This window comes from Sphingomonas sp. EU05-FHT14C10, assembly GCF_058790595.1.
This window is the reverse complement of sequence record NZ_JBYTEN010000004.1, coordinates 36,160-50,494: the sequence shown is the minus strand read 5'-3', so window position 1 is coordinate 50,494 and position 14,335 is coordinate 36,160. Positions and strand designations below refer to the sequence as shown.

The window sequence follows — 14,335 nt, the reverse complement described above, 5'->3', positions numbered from 1 at the left end:
AGCGCAAGCAGGACCGACGCGGCCGCCGTTACGACGCATACAGGAAGTGAAATGCTCAAGATCGATAACCTCCACGCCGAAATCGACGGCAAGGCCATCCTCAAGGGCCTGTCGCTCGCCATCAATCCCGGCGAGATCCACGCGATCATGGGCCCCAACGGCGCGGGCAAGTCGACGCTGGCCTACACGCTCGGCGGCCGCCCCGGCTATGAAGTGACCGAAGGCACGGCGACGCTCGACGGTGCCGACCTGCTGGAGATGGAGCCGCACGAGCGCGCCGCCGCCGGCCTGTTCATCGGCTTCCAGTATCCGGTCGAGATCCCCGGCGTGTCGAACGTCCAGTTCCTGCGCGAAAGCCTCAACGCCCAGCGCAAGGCGCGCGGCGAGGAGCCGCTGTCGGGCGGCGATTTCCTCCGCCTCGCCCGTGCGCAGGCCGACGGCCTCGGCCTCGATATGGAGATGCTCAAGCGCCCGGTGAATGTCGGCTTCTCGGGCGGCGAGAAGAAGCGCAACGAGATGGTCCAGATGGGCATCCTCGATCCGAAGCTCGCCATCCTCGACGAAACCGACAGCGGCCTCGATATCGACGCGCTCCGCATCGTCGGCGACGGCATCAACAAAATCATGCGCAAGCCCGACAAGGCGGTGCTGCTCATCACGCATTATCAGCGCCTGCTCGATTATGTGCGCCCCGATTTCGTCCATGTCCTCGCGGCGGGCCGCATCGTCCGCTCCGGCGGGCCCGAGCTGGCGCTGGAGCTTGAGCGCGAAGGCTATGGAGCGCTGGCGGCGTGACCGCGCTCGCGCTCCCCACGCGCAAGGACGAGGCCTGGCGCTATGCCGATCTCGATGCGCTCGCGCGCGTCTGGCCCGATGTCGCCGGCCATGTCGAACGCATTGCGGTGCCGGCGGGCGAGAGCTTCGCGCGCAGCATCGCGCGCGTCGCCGATGACGATGCCGTCGCGGTCGAGACCTATGAGATCGTCGTCGGCAAGGGCGCGCGCGCCGCTGTCCATATCCTTGCGGCGGGCGGCGACTATGGCCGTATCGCGCTGGACGTGACGCTCCACGAAGGCGCGCATTTCGAACTGGGCGGCGCGATCCTCGGCCATGGCACCCAGACGCTCGAGATCGTCACCACGCTCACCCATGCCGAGCCCAACGCGACGAGCAATCAGGTCGTTCGCTCGGTCCTCGGCGGCCGCGCGACGGGCAGCTATCTCGGCAAGGTCGCGGTCGCGCGCGATGCGCAGAAGACCGACGCCGTCCAGTCGGTGAAGGCGATGCTGCTCGATCGCACTGCCTCCGCCAATGCCCGGCCCGAGCTCGAGATCTTCGCCGACGATGTGAAGTGCGCGCACGGCGCGACGGTCGGCGAGCTCGACGCGCAGGCGCTGTTCTACCTGATGAGCCGTGGCCTGCCGCCCGCCGAGGCCAAGGCGCTTCTGCTCCGCGCGTTCATCGCCGCCGCCTTCGAAAGCATCGAGGATGAAGGGGAAAGGCTGCGCGTTGAGGCACAGGCGGTCGCCGCGCTGGAGCGCATGCTGTGAGCATCTCCTCGCTGCCGTTCGCCCCGAGCGAAGTCGAGGGGCATGTCTCGACTGCGCTCGACACGAACGGGCTTTTCGCGGATCGGCTCGCCGACTTTCCCGCCATCCCAGAAGGCTGGCACTATCTGGACAGCGCCGCCACCGCGCAGAAGCCGCAAGTGGTCATTGATGCGATCACGCATGCCTATGACCGCGATTATGCGACGGTGCATCGCGGCGTCTATCAGCGCTCGGCGGACATGACGCTCGCCTATGAGGCCGCGCGCCGCAAGACTGCGCGCTTCATCGGCGCGACTTCGGCCGACGAGGTGGTGTTCGTGCGCGGCGCGACCGAGGCGATCAACCTCGTCGCGCAGAGCTGGGGCGCGACGCACCTCAAGGCCGGTGACCGTATCCTGCTCTCGATGCTCGAACATCATTCGAACATCGTGCCGTGGCAGCTGCTGCGCGACCGCCTCGGGATCGAGATCGACGTCTGCCCGCTCACCGAGGATGGCCGCATCGATCTCGACGCCGCCGCCGCGATGCTGACGCCGGCGCACAAGCTGGTCGCCTTCGCGCATGTCTCCAATGTGCTCGGCTCGGTGCTCGATGCGCGCCGCGCCGCCGATCTGGCGCATGCGGTGGGCGCAAAGCTGCTGCTCGACGGTTGCCAGGCGGTGCCGCGCCTTCCCGTCGACGTCTCGGCGATCGGCTGCGATTTCTATGTCTTCTCGGGACACAAACTTTACGGCCCCAGCGGCGTCGGCGCGCTGTGGGCGCATGCCTATCTGCTCGATTCGATGCCCCCCTGGCAGGGCGGCGGGTCGATGATCGATCGCGTCACGTTCGAAAAGACGACTTACGCCCCCGCGCCCCAGCGTTTCGAGGCGGGCACGCCGCACATCACCGGCGGGATCGGGCTGGCGGCGGCGATCGACTATGTCGAGGCGATCGGGCTCCACGCGATCCATGCGCATGAATCGGCGCTGGTGGCGATGACGCGCGATGCACTGTCGCAGATCAACAGCGTGCGCCTGCTCGGTCCGGCGGATTCGGCGGGGATCGTCAGCTTCGCGATCGATGGGGTTCATCCCCACGATATCGGCACCATATTGGACGAAGGCGGGGTCGCGATCCGCGCCGGGCATCATTGCGCGCAGCCGTTGATGGCGGCGCTTGGCGTCGATGCCACGGCGCGCGCCAGCTTCGCTGTCTATAGCGGGCCGGCGGATGTCGAGGCGCTGGTGCGCGGGGTCGAACGAGTGACGAGAATATTCGGATGAGCGACGAACGGATCAGGGTCGAGGAAGTGGACGGCGTGGACAAGCCGCCGCGCGCACGCGTCGATGATGCGCCGCGCGAGACGTTCGAGCGCAAGCGCGACTATCTCGAAGGCTTTCTGACGCAGAAGGCGCCCGCCGCCTCGACCGAGGAGCCGGGCGGCGAGGTCTATGAAGGCGTGATCGAGGCGCTGAAGGAAATCTACGATCCCGAGATTCCGGTGAACATCTACGATCTCGGCCTGATCTACGGCGTCGAGATCAATGGCGGCCATGCCGTGGTGACGATGACGCTCACCACCCCGCATTGCCCGGTCGCCGAATCGATGCCCGGCGAGGTCGAACTGCGTGTCGGCGCGGTCCCCGGCGTCGGCGATGCCGAGGTCAATCTCGTCTGGGATCCGCCCTGGGACCCGCAGAAGATGTCGGACGAAGCCAAGCTGGAGCTTGGCATGCTGTAACCATCGATCGGAATGGCGTTTCGATCGAGAAGAACATGAAGAAGGAAGTCCGTTCGTCCCGAGCGAAGTCGAGGGACGTTGGTCAAGAGGCGAAGATATGACGACCACCACCCGCGCCCGCCCTGCCGCGCTCACGCTGACACCCTCGGCCGAGGCGCGCATCGCCGAACTGATGGCGCGCGCGCCCGAAGGCGCGATCGGCGTCAAGCTCTCGACGCCGCGTCGCGGCTGCTCGGGGCTCGCCTATTCGGTCGATTATGTGAAGGAAGCCAGCGGCTTCGACGAACGGATCGAAACGCCGGGCGGCACTTTCTTCGTCGACGGCGCATCGCTGCTTTACCTGATCGGCAGCACCATGAACTGGGTGGAAGATGATTTCACCGCCGGTTTCGTCTTCGACAATCCCAACGCCAAGGGCGCCTGCGGCTGCGGCGAGAGCTTCACCGTCTGACGCAGGCCGGCAGGGGAACCACGACCCCGTCATTGCGAGCGCAGCGAAGCAATCCAGGTGGCCGAAAGCCGCGCGCTGGATTGCTTCGCTGCGCTCGCAATGACGGGGCGGAGGGAATCCGATCAGCTCTAGCCGCGCTCCCCTCCGCCCGCTAAGCCGCCGCGATGCAGCCCGGTCTCGCCCATATCCGCAACTGGATCTTCGATCTCGACAACACGCTCTATCCGGCGTCGGCGGATCTGTTCGGGCTGATCGACATACGCATGGGCGCCTATGTCCAGAAGCTGCTGGGCGTCGCTCCCGATGAGGCGCGGCGCATCCAGAAGGCCTATTATCTCGATCATGGCACGACGCTCAGCGGGCTGATGGCGCACCACGGCGTCGATCCGCACGAGTTCCTCGAATATGTGCATGATATCGAGATGGACGCGCTTGCCGAGGATCGCCGGCTGGTCGAGGCGGTGGCGCGGCTGCCGGGGCGCAAGCTGATCTTCACCAATGGCGACGATGCCTATGCGCGGCGCGTCCTCGCGCGCCTCGGCCTGTCGGAAAGTTTCGAGGCGATCCACGACATCCACGCCAGCGCCTATCTGCCCAAGCCCGATCCGCGCGCCTATGCCGTCATGGCGTCATCCTTCGGGATCGATCCGACGCAGTCGATCTTCGTCGAGGATATGGCGCGCAACCTGCGCCCCGCCAAGGCGATCGGCATGACGACGCTCTGGGTCAACAACGGCTCCGAATATGGCGATCACGACGCCAGCCCAGATTATATCGATTTCGAAACGACCGACGTGAGCGAATGGCTCCACCAGCTTCTGGAAGGGTGATATGACCGACAACCTAAGTGGAATCATCGAGCAGGCGTGGGACGATCGCGAGCAACTCGGCTTCGCGACGCAGGGTGAGGTCCGCCTCGCCGTCGGTCGCGCGCTCGCCCTTCTCGATACGGGTGAGGCGCGCGTCGCCGAACCCGACGGCGAAGGCGGCTGGCGCGTCAACCAGTGGCTCAAAAAGGCCGTGCTCCTGTCGTTCCGCCTGAACGACATGGCCGAGATTTCGGGCGCGCCCGGCGCCGCGCACTGGTGGGACAAGGTTCCGTCCAAATTCGCAGGCTGGAGCGAGCAGGATTTCCGCAAGGCCGGCTTCCGCGCCGTTCCCGGCAGCATTGTCCGCCGCGGCGCCTTCATCGGCAAGAGCGCGGTGCTGATGCCCAGCTTCGTCAACATCGGCGCCTATGTCGGCGAAGGCACGATGGTCGACACCTGGGCGACGGTCGGCAGCTGCGCGCAGATCGGCAGCAACGTCCACATCTCGGGCGGCGTCGGCATTGGCGGCGTGCTCGAACCGCTTCAGGCCGGTCCGGTGGTGATCGAGGACGGTGCCTTCATCGGCGCGCGCTCCGAAGTCGCCGAGGGCGTGATCGTCGGCGAAGGTGCCGTGCTGTCGATGGGCGTCTTCCTCGGCGCGTCGACCAAGATCATCGACCGCGCGACGGGCGAGGTCTTCATCGGCCGCGTGCCGCCTTATGCCGTCGTCGTCCCCGGCAGCCTGCCGGGCAAGCCGTTGCCCGACGGTACCCCCGGCCCTTCGCTCTACTGCGCCGTCATCGTCAAGCGCGTCGATGCGCAGACGCGCGCAAAGACCGGGATCAATGATCTGCTGCGCGATTGATGCCTGCGTACCCCGTCCCATGCCGGGACGGGGCGCCAGACGAATCCCGATCGACTCGAAACTGTCTTATTCCCGTCACTTAAGCGGCCGATGAGCGCACCCGTCGTAAATGGTAATCAGGGTGTTAACTGTCATGGGTCGCTTCGCTTTCACTGCCGCGCTGTTCGCTGCCGCGCTTCCTGTCGCCGCTCCCGCCGCCACGATCGAGGCGATCTCGGGCGTGCGCGGCGCTTCGATCACTTATTTCCAGCCGATCGGCCAGAGCTTCACGGCGATCGACAGCCAGCTCACCTCGATCGGCTTCCAGTTCCAGTCGCTCAATCCCGATCGCACCAATGATCCGATCACGCTCACCATTCGCGCGGGCGCGGGGCTGACCGGTGCGGTGCTGGCGACGCAGAGCTTCACGCTGCCGACGAGCATCAATTCGCGCGAACCCGTGTGGTTCGACATCGCGCTCGCCAATCTCGGCGTGACGATCGGCGATCAGTACACCGCCGTGCTGACCACCACGGGCAGCTTCCGCAACGCGGTGACTTTCGGCCCCGATCTCAACATCTACACCGGCCAGCCGCTGTCGGGCGACGCCTATGCCGGCGGCCAGCTCTATTCGCAGACCCCGATCGACTCCTTCTGCACGCGCACGGGCAGCTGCGATCTCAACTTCCGAGTTTCGGGCGTCACACCCAGCGCGGTGCCCGAGCCGGCGAGCTGGGCGATGCTGATTGCCGGTTTCGGCCTGGCGGGCGGCGCGATGCGCGCCCGCCGCAAGGCTGCCGTCCTCGCCTGACCGGCTGACGGCTTGGCGTCAGAGGCCGGGGACCTGCCTGAGCAGCGCCCCGGCCTTTTCGCCCGTCCAGTCCATCCCGCCGGCGACGCGCCACACTTCCTTGCCGTCGGCGTCGTAAAGGATCGTCGTCGGCAGTCCGCTTTCGCCTGACAGCGGGAAACCCAGCTCGTTCTGCGGGTCGAGATAGGGCTTGATCGCCTTGAAGCCGCGCTTGGCGAAATAAGGTCCGACCTTCTCTGCGCCCTGCATGTCCTGGCTGATCGTCAGCACCTGCAGCTTGCCCGCCTCGCGCGCGGCCAGCGCATCGAGCGTCGGCATTTCCCTGACGCAGGGCACGCACCACGTCGCCCACAGGTTGACGAGCACCGGCTTGCCCCGGAAATCGGCGAGCGTGACCTTCTTGCCGTCGGGCGCGATGAAGGCCTGCGTCGGCGCGGCCGTCCCCTTTTTGGAGACATCCACTTTGCTCTGCTCGGCAGGCGCGGGCGCGGGAGCCGCAGTTTCCGCTGCACTCGCGTTCGGCGCGGGTTGCGGGGCTTCGCTGCTTTGCCTATCGCAGCCCGCGATCAGGCCAAGGGCAAAGGTGAGCGCAATGACTGAGCGCAAGGACGGCTCCAACAGCATGTGGGGCGGGCGCTTCGCCGAAGGGCCCGCATCGGTGATGCGCGAGATTAACGCATCCATCCCGTTCGACAAGCGGTTGTGGCGCCAGGATATCGCCGGTTCGCAGGCGCATGTCGCGATGCTGGCCGAACAGGGCATCGTCTCGGTCGCCGATGCGACCGCGATTTCCGCCGGTCTCGATCAGATCGCCGCCGAATATGAAGCGAATGGCGTGCCGGAGGACCTCGCGCTCGAGGATATCCACATGCATGTCGAATCGCGCCTCGCCGCGCTGATCGGCCCGGCGGCGGGCCGGCTGCACACCGCGCGCTCGCGCAACGATCAGGTCGCGACCGATTTCCGCTTGTGGGTGCGCGATGCGATCGACGCGGTCGACGAGGGGCTGGCCGGCCTCCAGCGCGCACTCGTCGCACGCGCCGAGGAGCATGTCGCCAGCGTGATGCCCGGCTTCACGCATCTGCAGGCGGCGCAGCCTGTGACGCTTGGCCACCACCTCATGGCCTATTTCGAGATGATCCACCGCGATCGCAGCCGCTTCGAGGATGCGCGCGACCGGATGAACGAATGTCCGCTGGGCAGCGCGGCGCTCGCCGGCACCGGCTTCCCGATCGATCGGGAAGCGACGGCGGAGGCGCTGGGCTTCGATCGCCCGACCGACAACAGCCTCGATGCCGTATCGGACCGCGATTTCGCGCTCGATTATCTGATGGCGGCGACGACCTGCTCGATCCATCTCTCGCGTCTCGCCGAGGAATTCGTGATGTGGGCGTCGCAGCCCTTCGGCTTCGTCGCGCTGCCCGATGCCTATTCGACGGGCAGCTCGATCATGCCGCAGAAGCGCAATCCCGACGCGGCCGAGCTTGTGCGCGGCCATGCTGGGCGGATCGCGGGCGCCATGACGTCGCTCGTCATCACGATGAAGGGGCTGCCGCTCGCTTATTCGAAGGACATGCAGGACGATAAACCGCCGGTGTTCGAGGCGCACGATCTGCTTGCCCTGTCGATCGCGGCGATGACGGGCATGGTCGAGACGGTCCGTTTCCGCACCGATCGCATGCGCGCGGCGGCCGAGGCCGGCTTCTCGACCGCGACCGACCTTGCCGACTGGCTCGTCCGTCAGGCCGATATCCCGTTCCGCGAAGCGCATCACATCACCGGCGCTGCCGTGAAGCTCGCCGAGACCGAAGGCGTCGCGCTCGACAAGCTGCCGCTCGACAAGCTCAAGGCGATCGATCCGCGCATCGACGAGCGCGTTTATGCCGTGCTGGGCGTCGATGCCTCTGTCGCCGCGCGCAACAGCCATGGCGGGACCGCGCCCGATCAGGTACGTCTGCGCGTGGCCGAGGCGAAGGCCGCGATCGGCATGGGCAGCGAAGGCGAGGACGAACAGGCATGAACAAGGCCATCCCCTTGGCGTTCGCGCTTGCCGTCACGCTTGCCGGTTGCGGCGGTCGCCAGACGCTCAAGCCGCCCGAAGGCAAGGCCATGCCGCCCAAACCGGCCTTCGCGACCGCGACGCCGACGCCCGACCAGATGATGGCGGCCGACAGCCAGGCGCGTCCGCGCCGCAGCGACGAACTGCTCCGCCGGTCGCAGGAGCGCGGCGACGATCGTTTCGACCAGCCCCCGAGGAACTGAGTTTTGGATCATTTCGAGATTAAGGACGGCGCGATGTTCGTCGAAGGCGTCGCGATGGATGCGATCGCCGATGCCGTCGGCACGCCGGTCTATGTTTATTCGACCGCGACGCTGAAGCGCCACGTCGCCGTGCTGCGCGAGGCGCTGGGCGGGCTGGGCGATCCGCTGATCGCCTTCGCGGTCAAGGCCAATCCCAACGGCGCCGTCCTCGCGACCCTGGCGCGCGAGGGGCTGGGCGCGGATGTCGTCTCGGGCGGCGAGATTCTCCGCGCGCAGGCTGCCGGTATCGCGCCTGAGAAGATGGTCTTCTCGGGCGTCGGCAAGACGGCCGAGGAAATGCGCCTCGCGCTGTCGATCGGCGTCGGCCAGTTCAACCTCGAATCCGAGCAGGAGGCCGAGATGCTCTCGGCCGTGGCGACCGCGATGGGCATGGTCGCGCCCGTTGCCTATCGCATCAATCCCGATGTCGACGCCGGCACCCATGCCAAGATCTCGACGGGCAAGTCCGACAACAAGTTCGGCATCCCCTATGCCTCGGCGGAAGAGGCCTATGCTCGCGCCGCGCGCATGCCCGGGCTGCATGTTCAGGGCGTCGCCGTCCATATTGGCAGCCAGCTGACCGACCTCGCGCCGCTCGAGGCCGCGTTCGGCCGTCTGGGGGCGCTGATCGATCGGCTGCGCGCCGGCGGGCATGACATCACCACGGCCGATCTCGGCGGTGGCCTGGGCGTGCCCTATGATCCCAGCCTGCCCCCGCCGCCCAGCCCGGCCGATTATGGCGCGATGGTCGCGCGCGTGACGCAGGGCTGGGATGTCCGGCTGATCTTCGAACCCGGGCGGATGATCGTCGGCAATGCCGGCGCGCTGCTCTCCACCGTCGTGCGCGTGAAGGATGGCGCGACGCATCCCTTCGTCATCGTCGATGCGGCGATGAACGATCTGCTGCGCCCCAGCCTCTACGACGCCTGGCACGATATCCGCGCGACGCGCCCCGCCGGCACGCGCGCCGTCGCCAACGTCGTCGGCCCGGTCTGCGAAAGCGGCGACACCTTCGCCACCGCGCGCGACATGGATGCGGTGGCGGCGGGCGATCGCGTCGCGTTCATGACCGCCGGCGCCTATGCCGCGACGATGGCGAGCACCTATAATTCGCGCGCCCTCACCCCCGAAGTGCTCGTCGATGGCGATCGCTGGGCGGTGGTGCGCGAGCGCCAGCCGATCGAAGCGCTTATCGCGCAGGATCGCCTGCCCGACTGGCTCTAGGAATCTGTTTGAAATGCGCAGATGCGCATTTTGCGGGCCGGCACCGTTCTCAAGCTGGCGCTAACCCCGGCTTGGCAAGCGCCGCGCGGCGCGCGACAAGGGCGACGATGCACAGCCTGCCCATCTTCGTCCGCTTGGACGGTCGCCCGGTGATCCTCATCGGCGATGACGAGGCGGCAGCGGCAAAGCGCCGCCTGCTCGAACGCGCTGGCGCCGTGATCGTGGGTGAGGATGAGGCGGCGAGCCTCGCGATCGTCGTGTGCGAAGCGGGTGTAGAGGCCGTTGCGAATCGCCTGCGCGCGCGCGGCATCCTGATCAATGTCGTCGACCGCCCCGATCTGTGCGACTTCACCCTGCCGGCCATTGTCGATCGCGACCCGGTGATCGTCGCTGTCGGGACCGGCGGCGCTTCGGCAGGCCTCGCCAAGGCACTCCGCCAGCGGCTCGAAACATTGCTCCCTGCCGGCCTGGGCGCGCTGGCGAATGGCCTTGGCAGTGCGCGCGCCGCGATCCGCGCGCGCTGGCCCGATGCCGCTGAGCGCCGCCGCGCGATCGATGCGGCACTCGATCCCGGCGGTCCGCTCGATCCCTTCGGCGCGCCGGCCGATGTGGAGCGCTGGCTCGCGAACGCGGGGGCAGGGGATAAGGCAGGCAGCCTCGTGCGCCTGACCCTTGCCTCGCCCGATCCGGACGATCTCACGCTGCGCCAGGCGCGATTGCTCGGCCGCGCCGACCGGCTCTTTCACCGCCCGGACGTGCCCGCCGCGATCCTCGATCGCGCCCGCGCCGACGCCGCGCGCATCGCCTGCCCATCGTCCCCCGCCGATCCGGGGGCCGGTCTCTCGCTCGACATCAGCATGGAAGCCACGCCATGAATCTCGCTTTCATCGTTAAGGACGGCAAGGTCAGCGAGGTCGATGCGCGCCCTGCGCTCGATGCCTGCGGCAATGGCGGATTCGTGTGGATTCACATGAGCGCGCGCAATGCCGAGACCATTCCCTGGCTGAGCAAGATCGCAAAGCTCCCCGACGTCGTCGTCTCTGCGCTGACCGCGACGGAAACGCGCCCGCGCTGCGATCCGATCGGCGCCGGCGCGCTCGTCAACCTGCGCGGCCCCGCGGTCGATCCCGAATCGATCGAGGATGCGCTCGCCTCCATCCGCATCTGGATCGAGCGCGGCCGCGCCATCTCGGTCGGCCGCCATGCGTTGCAGGCGACGCCGATCGTGGCCGAGCAGGTCCGCGCCGGGCAGATCAGCGATCCCGGCGACCTCGTCACCGCATATGCGACGGCGGTCACCGATCAGCTCGATCCGGTCATCACCGGGCTCGGCGATCAGCTCGACGATTGCGAGCTGGGGATCGAGCAGGCCCGCCACCTCGCGCTTCGCCACGAGATCGCGACGACGCGGTCCGAGGCGATCGGTTATCGCCGCTTCGTCGCACCCCAGCGGCAGGCGCTCGAACGGCTGGGCATGCTCCAGTGCGACTGGCTCGACGAGCGCGACCGTCTCCACCTCGTCGAGGCTGCCGATCGCTTCGCGCGCATGGCCGAGGAGCTGGAAAATGTCCGCGAGCGCGCCGCACTGATGCACGAGCAACTGACCGATCTGCGCGCCGAGGTGCTAGAGACGCGCGCCCTGCTCATCTCGGTCGTCGCGCTCGTCTTCCTGCCGCTGACCTTTCTCACCGGCCTGCTCGGCATGAACGTGCAGGGCATACCCTTCGCGCAGGAGCCCTGGGCCTTCTGGGGCGTGGTCGGTGTGTGCAGCGCGATCTCGATCGCGATCACTGCCTATTTCGTCCGTGCGCACTGGTTTCCGCGTTAAGTCGGCGGCACCGGCCCACTCCCCCGCCCGGCCTCCCATCCAGGATATGCTCAGTGGGAGGCCGGGCGGGGGAGTGGGCCGGTGCCGCACCCGCGTGAACGGGCAGATGCTACCCGCTATTCCGCAGCGCCGTCGCGACGGCGTTGATCGATAGCTGGATACCCTCGGCCACGCGCGGGTCGTCCTCGCCCGCACGGTGGCGCTTGAGCAACTCGACCTGCAGCAGGTTGAGCGGCTCGATATAAGGCAGGCGCAGCCGGATCGAGGTTTCGAGCGCGGGGCTCTTCTCCAGCAGTCGCGTCTGGCGCGTGATCGACAGCAGCATGTCGTGCGTGCGTTGCCAGCCGTCCCTGATCCGCCCGAAGATCGCCTCGCCCATCGCCTTGTCCTCGACGAGCGTCGCGTAGCGCGCCGCGATCCGCATGTCGGACTTGGCGAGCACCATCTCCAGATTCGCCAGCGCCGATCGGAAAAAGGGCCATCCCGCTGCCATCTCGCGCAGCAGCCCCTGATCGCCGAACCCGGTCAGCGCATCGCCCACGCCGTACCAGCCCGGCAGCATCACGCGCGCCTGCGCCCAGCTGAAGACCCAGGGGATGGCGCGCAGATCCTCGATCGCGTCCGATTTCTTGCGGCTTGCGGGGCGTGACCCGATCTTGAGCGTCGCGATCTCGGCGATCGGGGTCATCTGGCGGAAGAAGGTGCGGAATCCCTCGGTTTCATAGACAAGCCCGCGATAGGCGCGGAATGCCTCGCCCGAAACTGACGCCATGGCCTCGTTGAAGCGCGTCGCGTCGGCGGGCGACAAGGCCTCGGGCTCGAGCGAGGCGAGCAGGGTCGCCGATGCGATCGCTTCGAGATTGGTCATCGCGCTCTCGCGCGTGCCATATTTGGCGGCGATCACTTCGCCTTGCTCGGTGATGCGGATGCGGCCGTTGACGGTGCCCGTTGGCTGGCTGCGGATCGCCGCGAACGACGATCCGCCGCCGCGCCCCACCGCGCCGCCGCGCCCGTGGAACAACTGCATCACTGCGCCAGCCTCCGCGAACACCGGGGCGAGCGCCTTGCTCGCCTCGTGCAGCGACCAGGTGGAAGTCAGGTAACCGCCATCCTTGTTGCTGTCCGAATAGCCGATCATCACTTCCTGATGGCCGCGCCTCGTGACGATCGCGGCGATCTCGGGCAATGCGAAATAGGCGCGCATGATCGCGGGCGCGGCTTCAAGGTCGGAGATGGTCTCGAACAGCGGCACCGCCATGATCGCGGCGTGCGGCGGATCGCCCGGCAGATAGAGCCCCGCTTCCTTGAGCATGATGTTGACTTCGAGCAGGTCGGAGACCGACTGCGCCATCGATACGATATAGTTGGTGATGCACGCCGCCCCGTAGCGGCCATGCGCCTCGGCGGCCGCACGGACGATGGCGAGTTCGCTCGCCGTCTCGTCCGAATAGGCGGCATAAGGGCTGGTCAGCGGGCGCGGCGATGCCAGCTCGCGCCGCAGCAGCGCGACGCGCGCATCCTCGTCCAGCGCGGCATAGTCCGCCTCGACGCCGGCCGCCTTCAGCAACTCAGCCACCACGCGCTCGTGCACCGCGCTGTTCTGGCGCATGTCGAGCGTCGCGAGATGGAAACCGAATGTCTCGACCGCGCGGATCAGCCGGCCCAGCGCGCCGCCGCTCGCCAGCGGCCCGGTCAGCGCTCGCGCGATCGCGACCAGATCGGCGCGCAGTGCTTCCGGCCCCGCATAAGGCGCGCCGGCCAGCCGCGAGGGCCGCGGCGGCGCGCGCCCGATCAGCCCCTCATAGGTCGCCGCCAGCCGTGCATAGATGCCCGAAAGCGCCCGGCGATAGGGTTCGTCGGCGCGGCTCGCAGCCTCGTCGCCGCTCGCCTCGGCCAGCGCGAGCACCTCGGGGGTCACTTCGGCCAGTTCGGTCGAGATCGACAGCTCGGCGCCCAGCGCATGGACCTGATCGAGATAATGTTCGATCACCGCGCTCGCCGACCGCGACAGGGCCAGGCGCAGCGAATCGGCGACGACGAAGGGATTGCCGTCGCGGTCGCCGCCGATCCAGCTTCCCGGTTTCAGGAAGCTGGCCGGCCGCTGCCCCAGCGCGCGTTCCCATCGGGCGTAGAGCGCAGGCAGCACAGGCAGGAACACGTCGCGCAGATAGGCAAGCGCGGTTTCCACCTCGTCGGCGACATACAGGCGCTCGCGGCGCAGCGGGCGCGTCTCCCACAGCAAGGCGATCTGGCGCAGGATCGCATCCTCGATCCGGTCGCCGTCGGGCGTCTCCAGCGCGCCGCCGTCGCGCAGCGCCATCAGCTCGGCGATGCGGTTGCGGTGGTCGATCATGCTCTTGCGCCGGACTTCGGTCGGGTGCGCGGTGAGCACGGGGACGATCAGCGCGGCGTCGAGCAATGTCGCCACCGCCTGATGATCGATATGCTTCTCGCCCAGCCGGTTGAGCGCGCTCACGAAATCCGCGCCCGGATCGGCGGCGATCCCCTGCCGGTCCTCGGCGAGGTTGGCGAGCATCGAGAAGAGCATGAATCCGCGCACGAAGCTCAGCGTGTCGTCCAGCGTCAGCGCGTCGAGCCCCGGGTCGATCGCATCGGCGCCCGATATGCCGCGATGCCGGTCGACCGATGTCGACCGGATATATTCGGTGCGCTTGAACAGCGTCTCGCCGCCGACCTGGCGAATGACGTCGCCCAGCAGCTTGCCGAGGAAGCGGATGTCGGGATTTTGCGTTATAGGGGGTGCAGCGGCCATAGGCGGCGATGCTGCAACGCA

At 67.6% G+C, this 14,335-nt stretch carries 15 protein-coding genes; 13 read left to right on the top strand and 2 right to left on the bottom strand.

Features of this window, described 5'->3' with window-relative positions:
- Positions 1-51: 51 nt before the first annotated feature.
- From sufC to AC3WT0_RS06190, 8 genes are all read left to right on the top strand, one after another.
- Positions 52-795, top strand: coding sequence for a Fe-S cluster assembly ATPase SufC (sufC, locus tag AC3WT0_RS06225; RefSeq protein ID WP_492752273.1), 744 nt, complete (start codon positions 52-54; stop codon positions 793-795).
- A complete protein-coding gene (locus AC3WT0_RS06220; RefSeq protein WP_492752271.1) occupies positions 792-1,550 on the top strand; it encodes a SufD family Fe-S cluster assembly protein in 759 nt (252 codons plus the stop codon). Before sufC ends, AC3WT0_RS06220 begins: the two co-directional genes overlap by 4 nt.
- A 104-nt stretch (positions 1,551-1,654) precedes the next feature.
- Entirely contained in the window at positions 1,655-2,815 is a 1,161-nt protein-coding gene (locus AC3WT0_RS06215; protein ID WP_492752549.1) for a cysteine desulfurase, read from the top strand.
- Positions 2,812-3,273 (top strand): SUF system Fe-S cluster assembly protein, encoded by a 462-nt coding sequence (locus AC3WT0_RS06210; RefSeq protein WP_492752269.1) that lies wholly within the window; start codon positions 2,812-2,814, stop codon positions 3,271-3,273. The genes AC3WT0_RS06215 and AC3WT0_RS06210 overlap by 4 nt, the downstream gene beginning before the upstream one ends.
- A 97-nt stretch (positions 3,274-3,370) precedes the next feature.
- Entirely contained in the window at positions 3,371-3,724 is a 354-nt protein-coding gene (locus AC3WT0_RS06205) for a HesB/IscA family protein (RefSeq protein ID WP_492752267.1), read from the top strand.
- Between the two features lie 164 nt (positions 3,725-3,888).
- Positions 3,889-4,554: a pyrimidine 5'-nucleotidase gene (locus AC3WT0_RS06200; RefSeq protein ID WP_492752266.1), complete on the top strand. Its 666-nt coding sequence runs from the start codon at positions 3,889-3,891 to the stop codon at positions 4,552-4,554.
- Position 4,555: 1 nt separating this feature from the next.
- On the top strand, positions 4,556-5,398 hold the full coding sequence (dapD, locus tag AC3WT0_RS06195) for a 2,3,4,5-tetrahydropyridine-2,6-dicarboxylate N-succinyltransferase (protein WP_492752265.1): 843 nt from the start codon (positions 4,556-4,558) through the stop codon (positions 5,396-5,398).
- A 133-nt stretch (positions 5,399-5,531) separates the two neighbouring features.
- A complete protein-coding gene (locus AC3WT0_RS06190; RefSeq protein ID WP_492752264.1) occupies positions 5,532-6,188 on the top strand; it encodes a PEPxxWA-CTERM sorting domain-containing protein in 657 nt (218 codons plus the stop codon).
- 18 nt (positions 6,189-6,206) lie between these two features.
- On the opposite strand, the gene AC3WT0_RS06185 is transcribed toward AC3WT0_RS06190, so the two are convergent.
- Positions 6,207-6,650 (bottom strand): TlpA family protein disulfide reductase, encoded by a 444-nt coding sequence (locus AC3WT0_RS06185; RefSeq protein WP_492752263.1) that lies wholly within the window; start codon positions 6,648-6,650, stop codon positions 6,207-6,209.
- A 160-nt stretch (positions 6,651-6,810) separates the two neighbouring features.
- Here AC3WT0_RS06185 and argH point away from each other — a divergent pair, with 160 nt between their 5' ends.
- The 5 genes from argH (at position 6,811) to AC3WT0_RS06160 (ending at position 11,541) form a co-directional block, all read left to right on the top strand.
- Positions 6,811-8,208, top strand: coding sequence for an argininosuccinate lyase (gene argH, locus AC3WT0_RS06180; RefSeq protein WP_492752546.1), 1,398 nt, complete (start codon positions 6,811-6,813; stop codon positions 8,206-8,208).
- Complete coding sequence (locus tag AC3WT0_RS06175; RefSeq protein WP_492752262.1) at positions 8,205-8,450, top strand: hypothetical protein; 246 nt, start codon at positions 8,205-8,207, stop codon at positions 8,448-8,450. Before argH ends, AC3WT0_RS06175 begins: the two co-directional genes overlap by 4 nt.
- 3 nt (positions 8,451-8,453) lie before the next feature.
- Positions 8,454-9,713 (top strand): diaminopimelate decarboxylase, encoded by a 1,260-nt coding sequence (gene lysA / locus AC3WT0_RS06170; protein WP_492752261.1) that lies wholly within the window; start codon positions 8,454-8,456, stop codon positions 9,711-9,713.
- 107 nt (positions 9,714-9,820) lie between these two features.
- The gene (locus AC3WT0_RS06165) at positions 9,821-10,588 is read left to right on the top strand and encodes a precorrin-2 dehydrogenase/sirohydrochlorin ferrochelatase family protein (RefSeq protein WP_492752260.1); all 768 of its coding nucleotides are present in this window, start codon (positions 9,821-9,823) and stop codon (positions 10,586-10,588) included.
- Complete coding sequence (locus AC3WT0_RS06160; RefSeq protein WP_492752258.1) at positions 10,585-11,541, top strand: zinc transporter ZntB; 957 nt, start codon at positions 10,585-10,587, stop codon at positions 11,539-11,541. Before AC3WT0_RS06165 ends, AC3WT0_RS06160 begins: the two co-directional genes overlap by 4 nt.
- A gap of 109 nt (positions 11,542-11,650) precedes the next feature.
- Here the strand turns inward: AC3WT0_RS06160 and ppc are convergent, their stop codons facing one another.
- Positions 11,651-14,314, bottom strand: coding sequence for a phosphoenolpyruvate carboxylase (gene ppc / locus AC3WT0_RS06155; protein ID WP_492752256.1), 2,664 nt, complete (start codon positions 14,312-14,314; stop codon positions 11,651-11,653).
- Positions 14,315-14,335 lie beyond the last annotated feature (21 nt).

What these genes read in the sequence shown, in the direction of transcription:
- AC3WT0_RS06200 (WP_492752266.1), top strand. Translation starts at nt 3,889, where the DNA reads ATGCAGCCCGGTCTCGCCCATATCCGCAACTGGATCTTCGATCTCGAC.
- AC3WT0_RS06205 (WP_492752267.1), top strand. Translation starts at nt 3,371, where the DNA reads ATGACGACCACCACCCGCGCCCGCCCTGCCGCGCTCACGCTGACACCC.
- AC3WT0_RS06190 (WP_492752264.1), top strand. Translation starts at nt 5,532, where the DNA reads ATGGGTCGCTTCGCTTTCACTGCCGCGCTGTTCGCTGCCGCGCTTCCT.
- argH (WP_492752546.1), top strand. Translation starts at nt 6,811, where the DNA reads ATGTGGGGCGGGCGCTTCGCCGAAGGGCCCGCATCGGTGATGCGCGAG.
- dapD (WP_492752265.1), top strand. Translation starts at nt 4,556, where the DNA reads ATGACCGACAACCTAAGTGGAATCATCGAGCAGGCGTGGGACGATCGC.
- AC3WT0_RS06175 (WP_492752262.1), top strand. Translation starts at nt 8,205, where the DNA reads ATGAACAAGGCCATCCCCTTGGCGTTCGCGCTTGCCGTCACGCTTGCC.
- ppc (WP_492752256.1), bottom strand. Translation starts at nt 14,314, where the DNA reads ATGGCCGCTGCACCCCCTATAACGCAAAATCCCGACATCCGCTTCCTC.
- AC3WT0_RS06160 (WP_492752258.1), top strand. Translation starts at nt 10,585, where the DNA reads ATGAATCTCGCTTTCATCGTTAAGGACGGCAAGGTCAGCGAGGTCGAT.
- AC3WT0_RS06210 (WP_492752269.1), top strand. Translation starts at nt 2,812, where the DNA reads ATGAGCGACGAACGGATCAGGGTCGAGGAAGTGGACGGCGTGGACAAG.
- AC3WT0_RS06165 (WP_492752260.1), top strand. Translation starts at nt 9,821, where the DNA reads ATGCACAGCCTGCCCATCTTCGTCCGCTTGGACGGTCGCCCGGTGATC.
- sufC (WP_492752273.1), top strand. Translation starts at nt 52, where the DNA reads ATGCTCAAGATCGATAACCTCCACGCCGAAATCGACGGCAAGGCCATC.